Below are 19,997 nucleotides of genomic sequence, written 5' to 3' on the forward strand. Positions count from 1 at the left end.
TCAGTTCCGCTCGCTCACCAGCGGAGGGCGTGCACTCGCGGCCTCGGGGTTCCGCCTCACCGCTCCCGGTGAGATGCCGATGAAGCGCTTGAAGGCGCGGCTGAACGCGGCCTCGGACTGGTAGCCCAGGCGGCTCGCCAGCTCGCCGAGCGCCGGCTTCTCCTCCTTCAGCGAGTTGAGCGCCACGTGCATCCGCCAGCGGGCGACGTAGTGCATCGCGGGCTCACCCACGAGCTCGGTGAAGCGCGCCGCGAAGGCCGAGCGTGACATCGCCGCCTCGGACGCCAGCGACGCGAGCGTCCACGCACGCGCGGGCTCGCGGTGGATGAGCATCAGCGCGCGGCCCAGCTGCGGATCCTGGAGCGCGCCGAGCCAGCCCGTGCGCGCCGCGGGGGCCTTCTGCATCCACGCGCGGATGGCCTGGATGACCAGGATGTCCGCCAGCCGGGTGATGACCGTCTCCCCTCCCGGGCGCAGCTCCCGCGCTTCGAGCGCCATCAGCCGCAGCGTGCTCTGCATCCAGTCCGCGTGGGCGGAGTCCGCCGCGTCCTGGTGGATGACGCGAGGCAGGAGCTTCAGGAGCGGATGCGCCGCGGGATGGTCGAAGCGGACGACACCGCAGATGAGCGTCGTCCCCGCGCCCCCGCCTCCGTACCGGAGCAGCGAGTACCGCTCGCTGAGCATGTCCTGCGGAAGGCCGACCACGTCCGGCGTGGCCACGCCCGGCTCCGTCCAGAGCCGGTGGCCCGCGCCGTGCGGAACCAGCGCGAAGTCCCCCGGCTGGAGGCAGAGCGGCTCGCCGCCCCCGGATTCGAGCCAGCACCGCCCCGCCGTCACCACATGGAACCAGAGGCAGTCCGGCATCGCCGGCATCTCCAGCCCCCACGGTGCCGTCAGCTCCGACCGGCAATAGAAGGTGCCCGTCATCCGCAGGAAGTGCAGCGCCTCGCCGAGCGGGTCCACCGGAGTCCACATCCGCCTGTCCGTCATGCCCCCAGGATGCCCACGGCCCACCCGGTCCGTCCAGGCATCCTGGACGAATGAGCATGAATGAGCGACGTCCGGTCATTGAGAGTCCAGCCCCAGGAAGCCATCTTGGACGTGTGAAAGCGGCCCCACGCCCTTCCGACGGACGGAAGCGGGACATGGGGCCGAAAGGGAGCGGTCATGAGAGTCCTGGTGGTGGGTGCAACGGGAGGTTCCGGTCGGGCCACGGTGAACGCGCTGCTGTCCGCGGGGCACGAGGTGACGGCCTTCGCCCGGAGGCCGGAGGCGCTCGGCGTCACGGCGGAGCGCCTGAAGGTCTTCCAGGGGGACGCGATGAAGCCCGGCGACGTGGAGCGGGCCGTCCAGGGACAGGACGCGGTCATCGTCACGCTGGGCATCACGGAGAACGCCCTGCTCGTCCGGCTGCGCGGCAGCGCGGGCACGCCGCTGGACGTGCGCTCGGCGGGGACGCGAAACGTCATCGCCGCCATGCGCAAGCACGGCGTCCGCAAGCTGGTGGTGCAGACCACCTATGGCGTGGGCGAGACGAAGGGCCGGCTGCCGCTGTCGTGGAAGCTGATCTTCGCGCTGCTCCTCCAGCCGCAGATCCGCGACACCGAGCGTCAGGAGCGCGAGGTGCGCGAGAGCGGCCTCGACTGGGTGCTCGCGCAGCCCGTTGGGCTGACGGACGACGCGAAGGAGGAGGTCTTCCCGTCGCCCGTCGGGGAAGCCCGGGGGATGAGTGTCTCCCGCCGGAGCGTTGGCCGCTTCCTCGTCGAGGCGGCGGAGAGCGCGCGGTACATTGGCAGGTCGGTGGCCCTGTCCGCCGCGTGAGCGTCCCATGCCCCACGGTCAACCCCTCGCGTGGCCGCTGCTGGCGGCCCTCGGCTCCGGCCTCATGGCCGGTGTCTTCTTCGCGTTCTCCGCGATGGTGATGAAGGCGCTCGCCCGCCTTCCGCCCGCGGAGGGCATCCGCGCCATGCAGTCCATCAACGTCGTGGCGCTGACGCCGGCCTTCATGACGGTGTTCTTCGGCACGGCCGTGGTGTCGGTCGTCGCGGCGGTCTTCGCGCTGCGCGCCTGGGAAGCGCCGAGCGCGCGGTACGTGCTGCTGGGCAGCGTGCTGTACGTGTTCGGCGTCGTGGTTGTGACGGCCGCGTTCAACGTCCCCCGGAACAGTGCGCTGGCGGCCGTGGACCCGGCCCACGTCGATGCCGCGGCGCAGTGGACGCGCTACGTCTCGGGTTGGACCGCGTGGAACCATGTCCGCATGGTCGCGGCGCTCGGGGCCCTGGTGTCGTTCCTGTTCGGGCTGCGGGTGTGACCTACCTGCACAGTTACATGTCGGAAGAACGACACACCGGGGCAGGAAGGGCTGGGTTAGTCTGCGCGCCCAGAGAGGAGCCGACACATGCCGTACATGCTGATGATCATGGAGCCCCGAGGGCAGCGACGGACCCGCACCCGCGAGGAGGGAGAGCACGTCTTCGAGCGGATGGTGCGCTTCGGAGAGGACCTCAAGTCCCGCGGGCTCCTGCTGGCGGTGGAGTCGCTCCAGTCGGACACAAAGGGGGTCCGGGTCGAGGTGCGCAACGGCAAGCGCAACATCAGCGACGGCCCGTTCACCGAGGCCAAGGAGATGATTGGGGGCTTCTTCCTCCTGGACTGCAAGACGAAGGAGGAAGCCGTCACCATCGCCCAGCAGTGTCCCGCCGCCGAGTGGGCCACCATCGAGGTGCGCGGCGTGGGGCCCTGCTTCGACGACTGAGCGTGCCGTTCGCGCGGCGGGTGGACGGCCCGCCGCGCATCATGCGGGTGACGTCAAGCCCAGAATACCCCTCGTGGGGTAGTCTCCTGATGCTCGCTTGAGCGAAGGAGGCTGGTGTGCTGCGTCAGGAGAGAAAGGTGTTACCGAGACTGCTGATGGGAATCGGCCTGCTCGGAGCCTTGCAACTGCCGACAGCTCATGCGGAGCCTCCCCATACGAAGGCCCCCGGATGCATCAAGCGTGGATGGCCCGCGACCGTCACATGCGGAAGCACTGCGTGCTTCGTTTCGAGCTGTGGCGAAGGAAAGTGTCCCTACTGCTTCATTGAGGGCATGGAGAACCTCGCCATCAAGGGATGGGCAGTCTACACGTGCATGAATGGCGACACCGTGACAGGGAAGGCGCTGCTGTTCAACACGCTGCCCCTCAATGCGCGCCTGGGACCCTTCTGTGGCTGAGGTTTCGTGGGAGCAGGAAGCTGCCTTGGTGGCTGAGGCGCTCAACCTCCTGACCGTGCTGGCCGCACCTCGTCTCTACGCAAGGTGGTGCATGCAAGCCCCGCCTGCGGAACTGCTTACAGCGCTCCGGTCCCGCATGGCGGCGCTCGCAACTTTCTGCGCGAAGGCGTGGGGGAGCCCAGATGCGGAGCGCTTCCGGTCAGCAGCCCCCAAGGTGCAGACGCTTTCCGAGGCCCTGTCAGGCGATTCCCCCGGTAACCTCATGGAACCCGGATGGAACGCCCAGGCTCGCGAGTGCTTGGACGCGCTGGGGATCCCGGTGCCTCCTGAAGGCTGGGAAGCCTTCGAGGGGTGGCGTGCCGGCGGTGAGTGAGAGGCGGACCGCCCTTTTTGCAGTGACTCCTACCCCGCCTTTCGCTGGCTCAACCCCACGCTGCCGAGGATGAGCGTGCCCGCGACGAGCATGGTGGGCGTCATCGGCTCCCCGAGCAGCAGCCAGGCCCAGGCCACGCCGAACAGGGGGACCACGTAGGTGACGGTGGAGGCCCGAGCCGCGCCGATGCGCTGGATGAGCCGGTAGAAGAGGACGTACGCGAGGCCCGTGCACAGCACGCCGAGCATCCCCGCCGCCAGCCAGGACACCGCCGGAATGGGCTGGGACGGCCAGGTGGCCACCGCGAACGGCAGCATCAGCAGCGCCGCGCAGGACAGCGTGGCCGCGGCGACCGCGCCGGCCGGCAGGCCGTTGAGCTGACGCCGCACCAGGTTCGAGCCGATGCCGTACAGGAATGCGGCCGTCGTTCCCGCCGCGGCGGCCTCGCCGATGCTGGCCCCCGCCATCTTGCCGCTGGCGAGGATGACCACGCCCACGAAGCCCGCGAATATCGCCACCGCGCGCCGAGAGCCGATGCGCTCCTTGTAGAAGAGGAAGGCCACCAGCGCGGTGAACAGCACCGACATGCTGTTGGAGATGGCGCCGATGCCGGCCGGTGCCCGTTGCGCGGCCCAGGCGAACAGCGCGAACGGCACCGCCGAGTTGATGGCGCCAATCAGCGCCAGCTTCGGCCAGAGCGCCGGCCGCAGGGACGCCCTCGCCCGCCACAGGAATGGCATCAGCACCAGCGCCCCCAGCGCGAGCCGCAACTCCACCAGCGGCAGCGCGCCGAAGTCCTTCGCGGACACGCGCATGAACATGAACGATGCGCCCCAGATGGCGCCCAGCACGCCCAGCTCCAGCGGGGTGAGCCACGCGGTGGGGAGGGAGGGAGAAGAAACGGAACGGGTCATCGGAGAGGCATTCATGGCGGTGACACCAACCTTGCTCTTGTCTGCCCCGTATATTCGTCCCTGGGCGTTTACTCACAAGCGCATCCTTTTCTGGCCAGCCACAAGTATGATTTGAGGCTCCTCATGACATCTCGCGCCGAATGGCTCCCCGCCCTGGCGGCCTTCGAGTCCGCCGCCCGCCACCAGAACTTCGCTCGCGCCGCGGAGGAGCTGCACCTGACCGCCAGCGCGGTCAGCCACCATGTGCGCAGGCTGGAGTCGCTGCTGGGCGTCGCCCTGTTCCAGCGCCATGCGCGCGGCGTGTCGCTAACGGCCGAGGGCCGGCTGCTCGCAGACACGGCCGGCAGCGCGATGTCCTCCGTGGACGACGTGCTGCGCGGGCTGAGCACCTCACGCGACGAGAAGAACCGCGTGCGCATCACCACCCTGCACTCGCTGACGTACACCTGGCTGCTGCCGCGCCTGCCGCGGTTCGCCGCCGCGCATCCCCACATCCGCATCCACGTGGACACGGCGGCGGCGCTCACCCGGTTCGACGAGGGCGGCCCCGACCTCGGCATCCGCTACGGCGACGGCCATTGGCCCGGACTGACGGCGCTCCACCTGATGTCGGAAACGATCTTCCCCGTGGCCGCGCCCACGCTGCCGGGCTTCCGGGACGTCCGCGAGGCGGCCGATGTCGCGAAGCTGCCGCTGGTCGCGGACCTCGCCCACCATGGCTGGCCGGACTGGTTCCGCGCCGCGGGCGTGCGCGGAGCCCCGCCCGATGAGCGGTACAACTTCAGCGACACCACCGACGCGGTGAAGGCCGCGGTGCATGGCCTGGGCGCGGCGCTCGGACGCGACAAGATCATCACGCCGTACCTCGCCGACGGACGCCTCGTGCGCCTGCCCGGGCCCGCCATGCCCGCGCGCCCCAGCTACTACGTGGTCTACCCGGCCCACCAGCGGCTGCGGCCGGCCGCACGGGCCTTCATCGACTGGGTGATGAAGCAGCCGGAGGCGCCCGCCCCGGTGTAGCGCCGGGCCCACGGCCCCGGGCAGCGCCCAATTGACAGTAACCTGTCATGATGGCAGATCCCTGTCCATGAACAAGCCAACGGCGGCGGGGGAGCTGTTCACCGAGCTGGTGCTGGAGGTGTTCCGCGTCAACGGGCTCGCGCTCGAGGCGGGCGACCAGCTGAGCGAGCCCGTGGGCCTGAGCAGCGCGAGGTGGCAGGTGCTCGGCGTGGTGGACCACGAGCCCGCGCCCGTCGCGAACGTGGCCCGCATCATGGGCCTGACGCGGCAGAGCGTGCAGCAGACCGCCGACGCGCTGGAGCGCGATGGCTTCGTCGAGTACCTCCCCAACCCGCATCACCGCCGCGCGAAGCTCATCGCGTTGACACCCCGGGGACGCGAGGCGCTCCGGAAGGTCGAGGCGCGCCACGCGGCGTGGGCGAACGCGCTAGGCACGGAGGTGGACCTGAAGAACCTGCGGGCCGCGGTGAGTGGCCTGCGCCAGGTCCGCGAGCGCCTGGAGGCACACGCCTCCGCATCGGCCCACGACGCGCGAACCGGAGGTCCCCATGACGGGTGAGACGACGATTCCCATGCTGCCCTGTGTCTCGATGGACGAGACACTCGACTTCTACCGGGCCCTCGGCTTCGAGATGACCTACCGGCAGACCCGGCCGAACCCGTACTCGGTGGTGCGCCGCGGGGGCTTCGAGCTGCACTTCTACGGACTCCCGGGCCTGAACCCGGCATCGGCCCACAGCAGCTGCCTCATCGTGGTCCCCGAGGTCGCCCCCCTGCACGAGGCGCTCTCCGAGGCCCTGCGGCGGACGCTCGGCAAGCTCCCCGTCGCCGGCATCCCCCGCATCACTCGGATGAAGCCGGGCCAGGGCCGCTTCACCCTGGTGGACCTGTCCGGAAACTCCCTCATCTTCGTGAAGCGGCTGGAGGCTGGAGCCAAGGAGGAGGACGACGCACCCCGCGCCGGCTCCCCGCTGGCGAAGGCACTCGCGGCCGCCGCCCGCCTGCGGGACCTCAAGACGGACGACGCCGCGGCGGCGAAGGTCCTCGACGCGGCGCTCGCGCGGGACGAGCCGTCGGACCCTGTCGAGCGCGCCCGGGCGCTCGCCGCCCGCGCCGAGCTGGCCGTGGCCCTGGGAGAAGTGGAGCGCGCCAGGGCCCTGCGCGCCGAGCTTCAGGCCCTGCCCCTTCCCGACGAGGTCCGCGCCGACCTGCGTGACGAGCTGCGGGCGGCGGACGACCTGGAGCGCGCGCTCGGGAAGCAGGACTTCAAGGCCTGAGCGTCTCGGGCTGGGGACGTGGTCGGTGCTTGCCGGTGCACCACGGCGTGAAGGTCGCCATGGCCAGCGGGAGCGGCTCGGACTCCGGGAGGGGCTCGAACCGCTTCACGAGCCCCATCAGCGTGCCGGGCTTCTCGGGTTCGATCCAACCGAACCCCAGGGTCTGGAGCCCGTCCCGGTGCGGAGTCAGGAGGAGGTTCGACTCGTAGACCACCTGCCCGTCGAGAACGAAGAGGAGCGCGCTCTGGACCGTCGCCATGTCCGCTCCGGACGGCGGCTTGAACGCCAGATGCTTGAGCTCCTCGAGGACGGCGCGGTCCTTCAGGACGAGGCAGCCGCGCGGCAGGGCTCCCTTCAAATCGCTCACGTCCGCGGGCTCCAGGACCACGTAGGCCGCCCAGTCCCCCTGGTCGAAGTGGAACCCGCGGAACGGCGCGACGGTGTAGGGCGGCGCCGACGCGGAGGCCCTGGCCGTGTCGTCCGGTCCGGGCTCCTCCTCGGCGGTCGAGGATCGGCGACACCCCGCGGAGGGAAGCGTGGCGAGCAGCAGGGCCGTAAGACCGGCCAGGCCCTTCCTCTGATACGTGCGAGCGTCCATGGTCCCCCATCCGAGGCGCCTGGGTGCGCCCCCGGGCGGGACGCTAGCACCGCCGTTGCGAAACAGAGGTCCGGGGGATTAATGACTCCCACCGGAATCAATCGCGAGGTGGACGTTGGACGACGCAGTGAGCCGGAGAGCAGCGCTGAAGGTGATTGCGGCGGCGGGAGCCTCGACGGTCACCGCGTGCTCGCGAGGGTCCGGGAAACCAGAGGAGCGAGGGATGAGTCAGCAGGAGAGCAAGCAGCCGAGCGCCATCATCAATGCCGCCCCCCTGAGGGGCATGCCGTGGCGGACGCCGGATCCGTTCCTCTTCTGCGTGCACCACAACGACCGCTACCCGGCGGGCAACGAGCGGATGGGACCGGTCGCGTCGCTGGCGGGCCGCAACCTGGGCCAGGACTTCGACGGCCGGGACGGCTGGAACATGTACCACGGCACCGTCGTCCCCGGCTTCCCGCAGCACCCGCACCGGGGCTTCGAGACGGTGACCATCGTGCGCAACGGGCTGCTCGACCACTCGGACTCGCTCGGCGCGGCGGCGCGCTTCGGCGGCGGTGACGTGCAGTGGATCACCGCGGGCAGCGGGCTCTTGCACTCGGAGATGTTCCCCCTGCTCCAGAGCGACAAGCCGAACCCTGTCGAGCTGTTCCAGATCTGGCTCAACCTGCCCCGCGTGGACAAGCTCGCGAAGCCGCACTTCTCCATGCTCTGGGACCACGTCATCCCCCGGCACGTCGCGAAGGACGAGGCGGGCCGCGCCACCGAGGTCACCGTCGTCGCGGGCCGGCTGGGCGACGTGAAGGCTCCCCCTCCCCCGCCGAAGTCCTGGGCCGCGCGAGAGGAGGCGGACGTGGCCATCTGGACCGTCAAGATGGCGCCCGGCGCGCGCTGGACGCTGCCCGCGGCGGCGCGTGGCACGAACCGCATGTTGTACTTCTTCCAGGGCTCCGGGCTGCGCATCGGCGGCGTCGCCATCCCGGCGTCCCACTCCATCGAGCTGCGCGCCGACGTGGCGACGGAGCTGGAGAACGGGCCGGACGCGGCGGAGCTGCTGATGCTGCAGGGCAAGCCCATTGGCGAGCCCGTCGTGCAGTACGGCCCGTTCGTCATGAACTCGCGGCAGGAGATCCAGCAGGCCTTCGCGGACTACCAGCGCACCGGCTTCGGCGGGTGGCCGTGGCAGAGCGACGACCCCGTCCACCCGCGCGAAGAGGGACGCTTCGCGCGTCACGCCGACGGCCGCATCGAACGGCCTGCCTGAGCCGGGCCCGCCGCCCGCCCCGCGCCCGCTCAGTCGTCGATGGCCTGGTACACGAGCGTCCCGAAGTCGAGGAACGCCGACGAGAACTCCGGGAACATCAGGCGCTGCGTCATGAGGATGGCGACGAGTTCCTCCTTCGGGTCCGAGTACCAGAGCGTGCCGAAGCCACCATCCCAGCCGAAGCGCCCGGGGACCGCCGCCACGCCGTCGCGGCGGGTCACCATCGACAGGCCGAATCCCCAGCCCTGGTTGTCCCAGAAGCCCGGGAAGAAGCCCGAGACGGCCTTCTGCTCGGGCGTGAGCTGATCCGTGGTCATGAGCTCCACCGAGGGCCGCGACAGGATGCGCTCGCGCCCGAGCTTCCCTCCGTTCAGCAGCATCTGGCCGAAGGCGAGGAAGTCGTCAGCGGTGGACACCAGCCCGTTCGCTCCGTTCGGAAACGCGGGCGGGCGGCTCCACTGCCCGTCCACTCCATCCTCGAGCTTCAACGCCCCAGTGCCCGGGTCGAACGCGTAGCAGCTCGACAGTCGCTCGCGCTTCTCCGCCGGCACGCTGAAGCCCGTGTCCTTCATGCCGAGCGGCTCGAAGATGCGCTCGCGCAGGAACGCCTCCAGTGACTGGCCCGACGCACGGGCAATCAGCACGCCCAGCAGCTGCGCGCCCGTGTCGTACATCCATCTCTCGCCGGGCTGGTACATGAGCGGCAGCGTGGCGAACCGGCGCAGCCACTCGTCCGGTGAATGGGGCGTGGCCGGCGTCGGCGGTCCGATGCCGAGCCGCTGCGCGTTCATGGCCTGCTGGATGGGGTATGTGCTCGACGGCTCCATGATCATCCCGAAGCCCCATCGGAACGTGAGCACGTCGCGCACGGTGATGGACCGCCGCGCGGGCTCGGTGTCGTCGAGCGGTCCGTCGAGCCGCTTCAGGACCTTCCGGTCCGCCAGCTCGGGCAGCAGCCGCTCCACCGGCTCGTCCAAGCGCAACCGGCATTCCTCCACCAGAATCATCGCCGCCACCGCGGTGATGGGCTTGGTCATGGAAGTGATTCGGAAGAGCGTGTCGCGCCGCATGGGAGCGCCGCCCATCGCCTGCGTGCCCAGCGCGTCCACGTGCACCTCGCCCCGCCGGCTGACCAGCGTGACGAGCCCGGGAAACTCACCGCGCTCGACATAGCGGGCCATGACGTCGTGCATGCGGCCAAGCCGCACCCTGGACAGATTTGCAGCACTCATCACCTGTTCACCTCTCGCGCTCGATTCCCCTGGGATTCCGGCCGCGTGGCCCTCCCAGGGAAATGGGTTCGTAATTCATGTCGAATTGGCGGGGGCTGAATCGACGTGGAAATGAAGGCCGGCACACGGCCTCGCCACCCGAAAGGACCCGACCATGCGCTTCATGATCTTGATCAAGGCCAACCCGGACTCCGAGGCCGGCGTCATGCCGAGCGAGAAGCTCCTCACCGAGATGACGAAGTTCAACGAGGAGCTGGTGAGGGCCGGCATCCTGCTCGCCGGCGAAGGGCTCCACCCCAGCGCGAAGGGCGCGCGCGTCCGGTTCTCCGGCAACAAGCGCACCGTCATCGACGGCCCCTTCGCGGAGACGAAGGAACTCATCGCCGGCTTCTGGCTGTGGGAGGTGAAGTCGAAGGAAGAGGCCATCGAGTGGGTCAAGCGCGTGCCGAACCCCGACGGCGGAGAGTCGGAGATTGAAATCCGCCAGGTCTTCTCCCCGGAGGACTTCGCGGCGAGCGACCCCTCGGGCGAGATCATGAAGAAGGAGCAGGAGCTTCGCGCCCTCACCGAGTCGCGACTCAATTGAACAGGCGGGCCGCTCCGCGCCTTGCACCGGCGGGGGCAGATGCACTAGTCGAAAGCCGTGACGGCTTCCGATACGCATCGAGCAATCCAGGCAGTGTGGAGAATCGAATCGCCCCGGCTCATCGCGGGCCTCGCGCGCATGGTGCGCGACGTGGGCCTGGCGGAGGAGCTGGCCCAGGACGCGCTCGTCGTCGCATTGGAGAAATGGCCCAAGGCGGGCGTCCCGGACAACCCCGGCGCGTGGCTCATGGCCACCGCGAAGCACCGGGCCATCGACCACATGCGCCGGGGCAAGCAGGTCGAGCGCAAACACGAGGAGATTGGCCACGAGATGGAGGCCAAGCAGGAGGCGGCCATGCCGGACCTCGACGCCATGATGGATGACGACGTCGGCGACGACCTCCTGCGCCTCATCTTCACGGCCTGCCACCCCGTGCTGTCGACCGATGCCCGCGTCGCGCTCACGCTGCGCCTGCTCGGTGGCCTGACGACCGAGGAGATTGCCCGCGCGTACCTCGTCCCCGAGCCCACCGTCGCCCAGCGCATCGTCCGCGCCAAGCGCACCCTCGCCGAGGCGAAGGTCCCCTACGAGGTGCCGCGCGGGCCCGAGCTCGCCGAGCGCCTGTCGTCGGTGCTGCAGGTCATCTACCTCATCTTCAACGAGGGCTACTCGGCCACCGCCGGTGACGACTGGATGCGGCCCGAGCTGTGCCAGGACGCGCTCCGGCTGGGCCGCATCCTCGCCGAGCTCACGCCCCGGGAGCCGGAGGTGCACGGACTCGTCGCCCTCATGGAGATTCAAGCGTCACGCGCGCGGGCGCGGGTGAGCCCGTCCGGCGCACCCATCCTGCTGCTGGAGCAGAACCGCGCGCTGTGGGACCAGCTCCTCATCCGCCGCGGGCTCGTGGCCCTGGAGCGCGCCCTGAAGCTGGGCGGAGCGCCCGGCCCGTACGTGCTGCAGGCCGCCATCGCCGCGTGTCACGCGCGGGCGCGCACGGCGGAGGAGACGGACTGGGAGCGCATCGCGGAGCTCTACGGCGTGCTGGCCCGCGTCGCCCCCTCCCCCGTCGTCGAGCTCAATCGCGCGGTGGCCGTCGCCATGGCACACGGCCCGGCGGAGGGACTGGAAATCGTCGACGCGCTGATGTCGGAGCCCTCGCTGGAGGGCTACCACCTGCTGCCGAGCGTGCGCGGGGACTTCCTCTTCAAGCTGGGCCGCCTCGGCGAGGCGCGCGCGGAGTTCGAGCGCGCGGCGTCACTCACGCGCAATGCCCGCGAGAAGGAGCTGCTGCTCGGGCGCGCCGCGGCGTGTGGCGACGTGGCGCCCGAGGTGAAGCCTCCCAGGTCCCGCAACCGGCGGAACTGAAGGGGCGCCCGCGCTTCAGTCCACCTTCGCCACGCGGCGGCGGTCGCCGATGAACTCCTCGACGCCGTGGGCAATCGCCTTCGCGAGCTCGGCCTGGTACTCGCCCGAGGCCAGACGCTCCTCCTCCTCGGGGTTGGAGAGGAAGGACGTCTCCACGAGGATGGCCGGCATCTTCACGCCCAGCAGCACGTAGAACAGCGCCTCCTTGTGGCCCAGGTCCTTGATGCCCGAGTACTTGCGCGACAGGCCCGTCACCAGGGCGCGCTGCACCTGGTTGGCCAGCCGCGAGGACTCCTCGGTGTTCGCCTTCGTCGCCAGGTCCGCGAGGATGAACTGCAGGTCGCTGATGCCCTTCTCCGACGACGCGTTCTCCCGCGCCGCCAGGCGGATGGAGTAGCGGTCCGCCGACGTGTTCAGCGTGTACGTCTCCACGCCGCGCAGCTTCCGGCTCGCCGCCGCGTTGCAGTGGACGGAGATGAACAGGTCGCCGTGCTCGGCGTTGGCGAACTTCGCGCGGTCCTCCAGGCGGATGAACCGGTCATCGTCACGCGTCAGCACCACCTCCAGGCCCTTCTCGCGCAGCTGCTCCGCGAGCTTCTTCGACACGGTCAGGGCCACGTCCTTCTCGCGCGTGCCCCCCTTGCCGATGGCGCCCGTGTCGTGGCCGCCGTGGCCAGGGTCGATGATGACGCGGCGGACCTTCAGCCCGAGCTGCTCCGCCAGGGTCAGCTCCGCGCTCTTCGACTGCTTCGCCACCGCCTTCAGCCGCGCCTGCGCCACCCGGTCGTCCACCGGACGGGTGATGGGCTTCGGCGGCTCGGGCGCGGCGACGGTGATTTCGAACGGCGCCTCGGCGGCCTTCGTCTTCGGCTCGGACTTCTCCGCCGCCGCCACCGCCACGTCCGTGGCCGGGGACTTGGGGGCCTCGGGCTTCACGTCGGCCGGCTTCGGCTCGCGGGCGGGCTCCACGTCGGCGGGCTTCTTCGGCGCGGCGGCCACGGCGGCGGGCTCGTCACCCGGGGACTTCGCGTCGCGGGCCGCGGCCTCTTCGTCCGACGGGCGCTTCGACTCGGGCGTCTTCGCCTCCTTCGCGGCCAGGGCGGCCGCCACCGCGGCGTCGAGCCCCTTCTCCTGCGCCTCGGGCTCGGCGCGGGCGCGCGCGGGCGCGTTCGGGTCCAGGCGGGGAATCATCGGCGAGGGCTCGCGCGCGAGCTTCTCGATGGCATCCACCAGCGAGGAGTTGGGGCGCTCGGCCTGGGCCACGGCGGTGGCCTTCGACGCGGGCGCGGGCTTCTGCGCCGGCGCGCTCTTGGGAGCGGGCAGCGTGGCCAGCAGTTCCTTCATGTTGCGCGCCTGGTCCCCCTTGGAATGCGCGGCGAGCGCCTCCGTGAGGGTGCGGCGCGCGGCGTCCGGCTGGTCCAACCGGTTCACCTGGATGCGCGCGAGCGCCAGCGCGGCGTCATCCGCCAGCTTGTGCCGGGGGTGCGCGCTCAGCAGCTTGTTGTAGTGGGCGATGGCCGCCTTGAGGTCCTCCTCCACGAAGGAGACGCGGCTCAGCTCCTGGAGCAGCTCCGCCGCGGTGAAGAGGGCGTCCGGGGCACGGGCCGACTTCGGGTGGTGACTGGCCACCGCCTCGAACTTGCGGACGACGTTGAGCCAGTGGTGACGCAGCTTGCGCCGGGCCGCGTCGTCCTTGAGCGCGTAGTACGCGCGCCGCGCGCCCTGGTAGGCCTCCTCGGCCTCGTTCCGCTTCGCCGCTCCCACCGTGCTCGGGGCGAGCAGCAGCAGCAGGGGCAGGACGAGAGCGAGGCGCATGGATTCCTCCGGCGGACTGGGAGCTACAGGCGTGTGTCACACGGCCCCATGTCACCGGCAAATTTTCGGCCCCCTCCGTCTCCCGTCAGCGCACCCAACCCAGCGTCTTCACGAGGTCCTGGTCGATGACGCGCGCCCAGCCGGGTTGGCGGGGCACGACGGCCGCCAGCACCTTGTCGCCGTTGCGCACGGGCGCCCTGCCGGGGCGCACCCGCGCGCGCACCGCGTGCTTCACGTCCTGCCGGAAGTAGTGCGCGGGAAACACCACCTCGCGCCGCGTCTCCGGCAGCGGCCCGTCGGGCGTCAGCCACACCAGCGCGCCCAGCCGCAGCGGCTCCACCTCCGCGCGCCACAGCCGACGGACCTCCCACGCGAAGAGGCCGAGCGCCAGGAGCACGCCCAGGCCCAGGCCCCACGGCAGCAAGCCCACGCGCGAGGCCCGCGCCCGCGCGAAGCCCGCCTCGCGGGGACGGTCCGGACGCAGGGGGTCCACGAGCAGCTTCACCCGCGCGCCGCGCCCCAGCCCCTCCGCGTACTCCGCGAAGGTCGTCACGCCGGACACCGAGTGGTCCACGGAGTTGAAGGTGTAGAGGACCTCGAGCGAGCCCTCCGCGCCGTCACGGGCGTCCGGGGGCGGCAGCCGCGAGGCCACCACCAGTCCCTCCACCTCTTCGGCGCGCGCGGTGAAGGACTGCTCCTCCACGAAGAAGCGCCCGGCCCAGGCGGCGCCCGCGCCGAGGAGCGCGATGACGGCGAGGCCCAGCACCGCGCCCCGCACGAGGCGCCCTACCGCGCCGGGCACCTGCGCGAGTCGCACCTTCCGGGGCGCATGGGGAATGGCGAGCTGCATGCGGCCCGCAGCCTACTCCACCCGCGCGTCCCCACCGCGTCCCCGTCTCCGCCGGCCGGCCCGCCCGGCTCAGGTCTGCTCGGGCGGGAGCCGGACCCACACGCCGCGGAAGCGCTTGCGGCTCGGGTCCTTCAGCTTCTTGCACTCGACGCCGTCGAGCGGGAGGGAGCCGTCGTCACTGAGGAGGAGGATTTCCTCCGCCGTCTCCGGCGTGAAGAAGGCCTCGGGGTTGAGCCCGGTGAGGTCCACGTCGCGGACCTCGACTGGGGCGTCATCCCCGCCGCGCCACGTGAAGAGGCGCGAGGTGGCCTCGCTCGCGGTGCCGCCGCTGATGATGAGGTAGCGCCCGCGCCACCACGACAGGGAGCGGATGCCCAGGCCGCCCAGGTCCAACAGCTTCGGCTCGCCCAGGCGGGCCCGCTCGCCGTCGCGCACCATCTCCTTCGGATTCAGGATGGGCACCACCAGCGCCTTCCCCTCGGGCACCGGACTGCGGAAGCCGATGATGAGCGAGTGGCCATCCGCCATCGCCGTCATGCCCTCGATGTTCAACCCGCCGGGGGCCTTCGGCGGCAGCGCCTCGGCCTGGGCCAGGGAGAACCGGGCCAGCCGCGGATCCGCCAGGAGGTCATCCAGCAGGTGCGTGTACGCGCGGCCCACCAGCTTCGGGCCGGCATCCGTCTCCTGCGTGGCGAAGAAGCGCAGGCGGCTCGGCTGCTTCTTGCCGGAGCTGTTGCGGCCGTGCGACGTCAGCCAGAAGGACAGCGACTCCAGTTGCGTGGCCGCTTCGATGTCCGTCTCCGGCGCCTTCTTCTTGATGGGCAGCTCCAGGTCCGGTGACAGGTCCACGCTCTGCACCGGCACTCCACCCCGCTTCGCGTCGTAGACGCGGAGGATGTTGTCCTCGTCGTCGCCCACCACGAACTTCTCGCCGCCGAGCGCCACCGCCCCGGAGGCGTCACACATTCCCTCGAAGACGATGGGCGCGCGGCCCTGGACGGTGCTCGCGGTGCTCACCGGAGCGGCCACAGGTTGTTGCTCGGGCACGCCACGGGCGGCGCAGCCCGTGGCCAGGACTCCCACACAGATGAATGCCAGCCTCATGGACCGACATTCATTGGCACGACACCCCGCTTCGGGGAGTGGCGCGAGACGGACTGTCATCCGAGCGACAGGCGGAAGCCCGCTGAGAGCCCGCCTGCCCCCGTCTACTCCAGCTCCCGCTGCAGCCGGGCCAGCAGGTTGAGCGCGTCCAGCGGTGTCATCCGGTCGATGGTGATGGCCTTCAGCGTGTCCATCACCTTCTGCTGCGCGGGAGACAGCGACGGCCCGGAGGGCTGCAGCGTGGGCGCCGGCTCCGCCACGAAGAGCCCGAGCTGCCCGGTGGAAGCGCCCTTGCGCGCCGGCTGCCGCACCGCCACCCGGGGCCGGCCCGCGTCGTCCAGCTCGCCCGACTCCAGGTTCTGCAGGAGCTCCCGCGCCCGCGCCACCACCTCGGGCGGCAGGCCCGCCAGCTTCGCCACCTCGATGCCGTACGAGCGGCTCGCCCCGCCCGGCACCAGCTTGCGCAGGAAGATGACCTTGCCGCCCTGCTCCTTCACGGCGATGCACAGGTTCTTCACCTTCGGCCGCTCGCGCGCCAGGTCCACCAGCTCGTGGTAGTGCGTGGCGAACAGCGCGCGCGCCCCCACCTTGTCGTGCAGGTGCTCCGCCACCGCCCAGGCGATGGAGAGCCCGTCGAACGTGGACGTGCCGCGACCAATCTCGTCCAGGATGATGAGGCTCTTGCGCGTGGCGTGGTGGAGGATGTGGCTCGTCTCCGTCATCTCCACCATGAAGGTGGACTGCCCGCGCGCCAGGTTGTCCGCGGCGCCCACGCGCGTGAAGATGCGGTCGCACAGGCCGATGCGCGCCGACTTGGCCGGGACGAACGAGCCGGCCTGCGCCATCAGCGCCGTCAGCGCCACCTGCCGCATCACCGTGCTCTTGCCGGCCATGTTGGGGCCGGTAATCACCAGGAGCTGCGCGTCCTCCGGGTCCATGCGCACGTCGTTGGGGACGAAGGACTCCCCCGCCCCCAGCATGCGCTCCACCACCGGGTGCCGCCCGGCGGTGATGGACAGCACCTCCGACGCGTCCACCTCCGGCCGCGTGTAGCCGTACTCCGCCGCGCAGCGCGCGAAGGACAGCAGCGCGTCCGCCGCCGCCACCGCCTCCGCCGCCGAGCGGATGCGCGGCGCCTCCGCCACCACCTTCGCCCGCAGCTCCTCGAAGAGCTGCAGCTCCAGCACGCACCGCCGCTCCTCGGCGGTGAGCACCTGCTCCTCGTACTCCTTCAGCTCCGGCGTGACGAAGCGCTCCGCGCCCACCGTGGTCTGCTTGCGGATGTAGTCCGAGGGCACCAGGTGCAGGTTCGCCTTCGTCACCTCCAGGTAGTACCCGAAGACCTTGTTGTAGCGGACCTTCAGCGAGGAGATGCCCGTGCGCTCCTTCTCCCGCTGCTCAACCTGCAGGAGCACGTCCTTGCCGGACGTGGACAGCGCCACCAGCTTGTCCAGCTCCGCGTGGTAGCCGGAGCGAATCATCCCGCCTTCCTTCAGCGTCACCGGCGGCTCGTCCGCCACCGCCCGCAGCAGCAGCTCCGCCAGCTCCGGCAGCGCCCCCAGGGGCCCCGCCAGCGACTGGAGCAGCGCGGACTGGCACCGCGCCAGCGCCGCCCCCACCCGGGGAAGCTGCGCCAGCGACAGGCCCAGGGCGCGCAAGTCCCTCGCGTTGCCCGCGCCCAGCGACAGCCGGCCGCACAGCCGCTCCAGGTCGCCCACCTCCTTGAGGAGGGTGGCCAGCTCCTCGCGCCACACGCTGCGCGCGGACAGCTCCTCCACCGAGTCCAGGCGCGCGTGGACTTCCGGCAGCGAGCCCAGGGGGGCGGCCAGCCAGCGCGCCAGCTTGCGCGCGCCCAGGCTCGTCACCGTCCGGTCCAGCACGCCCAGCAGCGAGCCCTTGCGCCCGCCGTCCCGCTGGGAGCGCAGCACCTCCAGGTTGGCCCGGGAGGACTCGTCCATGAGCAGGTTGCCGGCGCGCTCCTGGCGGCTCAGCCGGTCCACGTGCGCCGCGGCCGTCTTCTGCGTGTCCTTGAGGTAGCGCAGCGCCGCGCCCGCCGCCCCGGTGGCCAGGGGCGCGTCGTCCAGCCCGAAGGCGGACAGCGACTGCACCGAGAAGTGGCTGCGCAGGTAGCCCGCCGCCCGCGTGGGCTCGAAGGCCGCCGCTTCACCCTCCGCCACCGCCGGCGTGCGCGACAGCCGGCCGCACAGCTGGGCGATTTCCGCCGAGTTTCGCTGCCCCACGGGCACCAGCAGCTCCCGGGGCTCCACGCGCGAGAGTGACTCGGCCAGCTCCGCCACGGTGGCGGCCTCGAGCGCGAGGAACTCGCCGGTGGACGCCTCCAGGAGCGCCGCGCCCCAGCCCCGCTCGCTCCAGCACACGGCGGCGAGGAAGTTGCTGGCCTGCGGCTCCAGCACCTCCTCGTCCAGCACCATGCCGGGCGTAATCACCCGCGTCACCTCGCGGCGGACGATGCCGGGCCCGCTGCCGGGCTCCTCCACCTGCTCGCAGATGGCCACCTTCAGGCCCTCTCCGATGAGGCGGGCGATGTAGCGGCGGGCCGAGTGGTACGGCACCCCGCACATGGGCACCTTGTCCGCGCCCTTGGCCCGGGCGGTGAGGGTGATTTGCAGGAGCTCCGAGGCCTTGACGGCGTCCTCGAAGAACATCTCGTAGAAGTCCCCCAGCCGGAAGAAGAGCACCGAGTCCGGGTGGAGGGCCTTCAGCTCCAGGTACTGCCGCATCATCGGTGTCAGGGAGGCGATCTCCCGCGCGCCCGCTCCCTCGCCCGGCCCCGGGCCGACGTCCTGAGTCACGTCACCGGAGGGGTCCACCGCTGCCTTCGTTGCCTTCGCCTGCTGCGTCACGGCCATCCCTGCCCTTCTCTCACGACCCGACCTGCGGATCAATGAACGCGCCACCCTACCTGCCGCGTTCCCTTAGCACCCACCTCCGACACCCCGACACTTCGCCAGCCAGGGGCATCCGAAAACGGGTGCGCCCGCCCGCCAGGACGTGCATCTTGCCGGCGCCATGGAGACGCCCCCTTCCGTTCCTCGCGCGGCGCCACCGCCACCCGTCCCCGCGCTGTTCCGCGTGGCCATCGCCCCGGTCCAGGCCTTCTTCCGGCTGGAGGCCGCCAGCGGCATCCTCCTGGCGGTCTGCGCGGTCGCCGCCATGGTGTGGGCCAACTCGCCCTGGGCCGCCATCTATACAGGCCTGTTCGACGCCCGCCTGGAGCTGGGGGTGGAGGGCATGCGGGCCCACTTCACCTTCCGGGAGTTCGTCAACGACGGGTTGATGACGCTCTTCTTCTTCGTGGTGGGCATGGAGATCAAGCGGGAGCTGGCCGCGGGCGAGCTGCGCTCGTTCTCCCGCGCGGTGCTGCCGCTCATCGCCGCGCTGGGCGGCATGGTGGTGCCCGCGCTCCTCTACGTCGCCTTCAACGCCGGCACCCCGTCCATGGCCGGCTGGGCCATTCCCATGGCCACGGACATCGCCTTCGCCATCGGCTGCCTCACGTTGGTGAAGGCCCGGGTGAGCCACGGGCTGGTGGTGTTCCTCACCGCCCTGGCCATCTTCGATGACATCGGCGGCATCCTCGTCATCGCGCTCTTCTATGGGTCCGGCCTGCACGTGGAGTGGCTGCTGGCCAGCGTGGGCGTGGTGGTGGTTCTCCTGGGCTTCGGCCGCTTCTACGTGCGCAACGGCATGCTCTACGCGCTGGCCGGCGCGGCGCTCTGGTACACCCTGCACCACGCGGGCATCCACGCCACGCTGTCCGGCGTCGTGCTCGGGCTGTGCATCCCCGCGCTGCCCATCCGTAGCGGCCGCGAGGTGCTGAGCGAGCTGCACCAGTTCGTGGACAGCTGCATCCTGCAGAACGCGGATGAGCAGGTGAGCGGCGCGCAGATTCTCTACATCGAGGAGCGGCTGGAGGACGTGGAGTCGCCGCTCAACCGCTTCGTGCACCTGTGGCACGGGTACGTGGCGTACGGCATCGTCCCGCTGTTCGCGCTGGCCAACTCCGGAATCTCCCTGGAGGGCATGGGGCTGGGAGACCTGCTCAAGCCCCTGCCGCTCGGCATCATCGTGGGGCTGTTCGTGGGCAAACAGCTGGGCATCTTCCTCTTCACCTGGGTGGCGGTGAAGGCGCGGGTGTCCGCCATGCCGGGCGGGGCCGGGCCGGGCCAACTGCATGGCGTGGCGGTGGTGGCGGGCATCGGCTTCACGGTGGCGCTGTTCGTGGCGGGGCTGGCCTTCCTCCAGGACGCGGAGCTGCTGAGGGAGGCCAAGCTGGGCATCCTGGTGGGCTCGCTCGTGTCCGCGGTGGTGGGCTACGTCCTCCTGCGCTTCGTGGCGAAGCCGGCGGTCCCGGCATAACGTAGG

At 70.9% G+C, this 19,997-nt stretch carries 19 protein-coding genes; 11 read left to right on the forward strand and 8 right to left on the reverse strand.

Translation table 11 applies throughout. The features are described from left to right. Positions 1 to 990, reverse strand: a complete 990-nt coding sequence (locus HG543_RS02200) for an AraC family transcriptional regulator (RefSeq protein ID WP_169342958.1) — start codon at positions 988 to 990, stop codon at positions 1 to 3. Positions 991 to 1,167: 177 nt separating this feature from the next. Between HG543_RS02200 and HG543_RS02205 the strand changes: the two genes are divergently transcribed. The 4 genes from HG543_RS02205 (at position 1,168) to HG543_RS56145 (ending at position 3,213) form a co-directional block, all read left to right on the forward strand. Next, a complete protein-coding gene (locus HG543_RS02205) occupies positions 1,168 to 1,821 on the forward strand; it encodes an NAD(P)-dependent oxidoreductase (protein WP_169342959.1) in 654 nt (217 codons plus the stop codon). Between the two features lie 7 nt (positions 1,822 to 1,828). Continuing rightward, entirely contained in the window at positions 1,829 to 2,311 is a 483-nt protein-coding gene (locus HG543_RS02210) for an anthrone oxygenase family protein (RefSeq protein WP_169342960.1), read from the forward strand. A gap of 87 nt (positions 2,312 to 2,398) precedes the next feature. After that, a complete protein-coding gene (locus HG543_RS02215) occupies positions 2,399 to 2,755 on the forward strand; it encodes a YciI family protein (protein WP_169342961.1) in 357 nt (118 codons plus the stop codon). Between the two features lie 332 nt (positions 2,756 to 3,087). Continuing rightward, positions 3,088 to 3,213 carry a hypothetical protein gene (locus tag HG543_RS56145; protein ID WP_281404352.1) on the forward strand — a complete coding sequence of 42 codons (126 nt, stop codon included), beginning with the start codon at positions 3,088 to 3,090 and terminating at the stop codon, positions 3,211 to 3,213. 402 nt (positions 3,214 to 3,615) lie between these two features. Here HG543_RS56145 and HG543_RS02220 read toward each other — a convergent pair whose 3' ends face one another. Further along, on the reverse strand, positions 3,616 to 4,500 hold the full coding sequence (locus HG543_RS02220) for a DMT family transporter (protein ID WP_169342962.1): 885 nt from the start codon (positions 4,498 to 4,500) through the stop codon (positions 3,616 to 3,618). 123 nt (positions 4,501 to 4,623) lie between these two features. Here HG543_RS02220 and HG543_RS02225 point away from each other — a divergent pair, with 123 nt between their 5' ends. From HG543_RS02225 to HG543_RS02235, 3 genes are all read left to right on the forward strand, one after another. Beyond that, positions 4,624 to 5,520 carry a LysR substrate-binding domain-containing protein gene (locus HG543_RS02225; RefSeq protein ID WP_169342963.1) on the forward strand — a complete coding sequence of 299 codons (897 nt, stop codon included), beginning with the start codon at positions 4,624 to 4,626 and terminating at the stop codon, positions 5,518 to 5,520. Positions 5,521 to 5,587: 67 nt separating this feature from the next. Then, positions 5,588 to 6,079: a MarR family winged helix-turn-helix transcriptional regulator gene (locus HG543_RS02230; protein ID WP_169342964.1), complete on the forward strand. Its 492-nt coding sequence runs from the start codon at positions 5,588 to 5,590 to the stop codon at positions 6,077 to 6,079. Next, complete coding sequence (locus HG543_RS02235) at positions 6,069 to 6,797, forward strand: DUF8817 family protein (protein WP_169342965.1); 729 nt, start codon at positions 6,069 to 6,071, stop codon at positions 6,795 to 6,797. Before HG543_RS02230 ends, HG543_RS02235 begins: the two co-directional genes overlap by 11 nt. Here the strand turns inward: HG543_RS02235 and HG543_RS02240 are convergent. Further along, a complete protein-coding gene (locus HG543_RS02240; protein ID WP_169342966.1) occupies positions 6,787 to 7,395 on the reverse strand; it encodes a hypothetical protein in 609 nt (202 codons plus the stop codon). The two genes, HG543_RS02235 and HG543_RS02240, sit on opposite strands and share 11 nt — an antisense overlap. 223 nt (positions 7,396 to 7,618) lie before the next feature. Between HG543_RS02240 and HG543_RS02245 the strand changes: the two genes are divergently transcribed. Beyond that, entirely contained in the window at positions 7,619 to 8,659 is a 1,041-nt protein-coding gene (locus HG543_RS02245; protein ID WP_169342967.1) for a pirin family protein, read from the forward strand. A 29-nt stretch (positions 8,660 to 8,688) separates the two neighbouring features. Here the strand turns inward: HG543_RS02245 and HG543_RS02250 are convergent, their stop codons facing one another. Beyond that, positions 8,689 to 9,891 (reverse strand): serine hydrolase domain-containing protein, encoded by a 1,203-nt coding sequence (locus HG543_RS02250; RefSeq protein WP_169342968.1) that lies wholly within the window; start codon positions 9,889 to 9,891, stop codon positions 8,689 to 8,691. Between the two features lie 154 nt (positions 9,892 to 10,045). Between HG543_RS02250 and HG543_RS02255 the strand changes: the two genes are divergently transcribed. Continuing rightward, positions 10,046 to 10,477 carry a YciI family protein gene (locus HG543_RS02255; RefSeq protein ID WP_169342969.1) on the forward strand — a complete coding sequence of 144 codons (432 nt, stop codon included), beginning with the start codon at positions 10,046 to 10,048 and terminating at the stop codon, positions 10,475 to 10,477. A gap of 57 nt (positions 10,478 to 10,534) precedes the next feature. Further along, positions 10,535 to 11,842, forward strand: coding sequence for a sigma-70 family RNA polymerase sigma factor (locus HG543_RS02260; RefSeq protein WP_169342970.1), 1,308 nt, complete (start codon positions 10,535 to 10,537; stop codon positions 11,840 to 11,842). 15 nt (positions 11,843 to 11,857) lie between these two features. On the opposite strand, the gene HG543_RS02265 is transcribed toward HG543_RS02260, so the two are convergent. From HG543_RS02265 to mutS, 4 genes are all read right to left on the reverse strand, one after another. After that, positions 11,858 to 13,657, reverse strand: coding sequence for an N-acetylmuramoyl-L-alanine amidase (locus tag HG543_RS02265; RefSeq protein WP_169342971.1), 1,800 nt, complete (start codon positions 13,655 to 13,657; stop codon positions 11,858 to 11,860). Positions 13,658 to 13,742: 85 nt separating this feature from the next. Then, entirely contained in the window at positions 13,743 to 14,507 is a 765-nt protein-coding gene (locus HG543_RS02270; RefSeq protein WP_169342972.1) for a DUF3592 domain-containing protein, read from the reverse strand. Positions 14,508 to 14,576: 69 nt separating this feature from the next. After that, entirely contained in the window at positions 14,577 to 15,611 is a 1,035-nt protein-coding gene (locus tag HG543_RS02275) for a DUF3616 domain-containing protein (protein ID WP_246356694.1), read from the reverse strand. A 104-nt stretch (positions 15,612 to 15,715) separates the two neighbouring features. After that, complete coding sequence (gene mutS, locus HG543_RS02280; RefSeq protein ID WP_169342974.1) at positions 15,716 to 18,481, reverse strand: DNA mismatch repair protein MutS; 2,766 nt, start codon at positions 18,479 to 18,481, stop codon at positions 15,716 to 15,718. Between the two features lie 160 nt (positions 18,482 to 18,641). Here mutS and nhaA point away from each other — a divergent pair, with 160 nt between their 5' ends. Then, the gene (gene nhaA / locus HG543_RS02285) at positions 18,642 to 19,991 is read left to right on the forward strand and encodes a Na+/H+ antiporter NhaA (RefSeq protein ID WP_169342975.1); all 1,350 of its coding nucleotides are present in this window, start codon (positions 18,642 to 18,644) and stop codon (positions 19,989 to 19,991) included. Positions 19,992 to 19,997 lie beyond the last annotated feature (6 nt).

Source organism: Pyxidicoccus fallax, assembly GCF_012933655.1.
In the GTDB taxonomy this organism is placed as follows: Bacteria; Myxococcota; Myxococcia; order Myxococcales; family Myxococcaceae; genus Myxococcus; species Myxococcus fallax.

What these genes read in the sequence shown, in the direction of transcription:
- HG543_RS02200 (WP_169342958.1), bottom strand. Translation starts at nt 990, where the DNA reads ATGACGGACAGGCGGATGTGGACTCCGGTGGACCCGCTCGGCGAGGCG.
- HG543_RS02245 (WP_169342967.1), top strand. Translation starts at nt 7,619, where the DNA reads ATGAGTCAGCAGGAGAGCAAGCAGCCGAGCGCCATCATCAATGCCGCC.
- HG543_RS02210 (WP_169342960.1), top strand. Translation starts at nt 1,829, where the DNA reads ATGCCCCACGGTCAACCCCTCGCGTGGCCGCTGCTGGCGGCCCTCGGC.
- HG543_RS02270 (WP_169342972.1), bottom strand. Translation starts at nt 14,507, where the DNA reads ATGCAGCTCGCCATTCCCCATGCGCCCCGGAAGGTGCGACTCGCGCAG.
- HG543_RS02255 (WP_169342969.1), top strand. Translation starts at nt 10,046, where the DNA reads ATGCGCTTCATGATCTTGATCAAGGCCAACCCGGACTCCGAGGCCGGC.
- HG543_RS02225 (WP_169342963.1), top strand. Translation starts at nt 4,624, where the DNA reads ATGACATCTCGCGCCGAATGGCTCCCCGCCCTGGCGGCCTTCGAGTCC.
- HG543_RS02205 (WP_169342959.1), top strand. Translation starts at nt 1,168, where the DNA reads ATGAGAGTCCTGGTGGTGGGTGCAACGGGAGGTTCCGGTCGGGCCACG.
- nhaA (WP_169342975.1), top strand. Translation starts at nt 18,642, where the DNA reads ATGGAGACGCCCCCTTCCGTTCCTCGCGCGGCGCCACCGCCACCCGTC.
- HG543_RS02230 (WP_169342964.1), top strand. Translation starts at nt 5,588, where the DNA reads ATGAACAAGCCAACGGCGGCGGGGGAGCTGTTCACCGAGCTGGTGCTG.
- HG543_RS02265 (WP_169342971.1), bottom strand. Translation starts at nt 13,657, where the DNA reads ATGCGCCTCGCTCTCGTCCTGCCCCTGCTGCTGCTGCTCGCCCCGAGC.
- HG543_RS02215 (WP_169342961.1), top strand. Translation starts at nt 2,399, where the DNA reads ATGCCGTACATGCTGATGATCATGGAGCCCCGAGGGCAGCGACGGACC.
- HG543_RS56145 (WP_281404352.1), top strand. Translation starts at nt 3,088, where the DNA reads ATGGAGAACCTCGCCATCAAGGGATGGGCAGTCTACACGTGCATGAAT.
- HG543_RS02250 (WP_169342968.1), bottom strand. Translation starts at nt 9,891, where the DNA reads ATGAGTGCTGCAAATCTGTCCAGGGTGCGGCTTGGCCGCATGCACGAC.
- HG543_RS02240 (WP_169342966.1), bottom strand. Translation starts at nt 7,395, where the DNA reads ATGGACGCTCGCACGTATCAGAGGAAGGGCCTGGCCGGTCTTACGGCC.
- mutS (WP_169342974.1), bottom strand. Translation starts at nt 18,481, where the DNA reads ATGGCCGTGACGCAGCAGGCGAAGGCAACGAAGGCAGCGGTGGACCCC.
- HG543_RS02235 (WP_169342965.1), top strand. Translation starts at nt 6,069, where the DNA reads ATGACGGGTGAGACGACGATTCCCATGCTGCCCTGTGTCTCGATGGAC.
- HG543_RS02275 (WP_246356694.1), bottom strand. Translation starts at nt 15,611, where the DNA reads ATGAGGCTGGCATTCATCTGTGTGGGAGTCCTGGCCACGGGCTGCGCC.
- HG543_RS02220 (WP_169342962.1), bottom strand. Translation starts at nt 4,500, where the DNA reads ATGACCCGTTCCGTTTCTTCTCCCTCCCTCCCCACCGCGTGGCTCACC.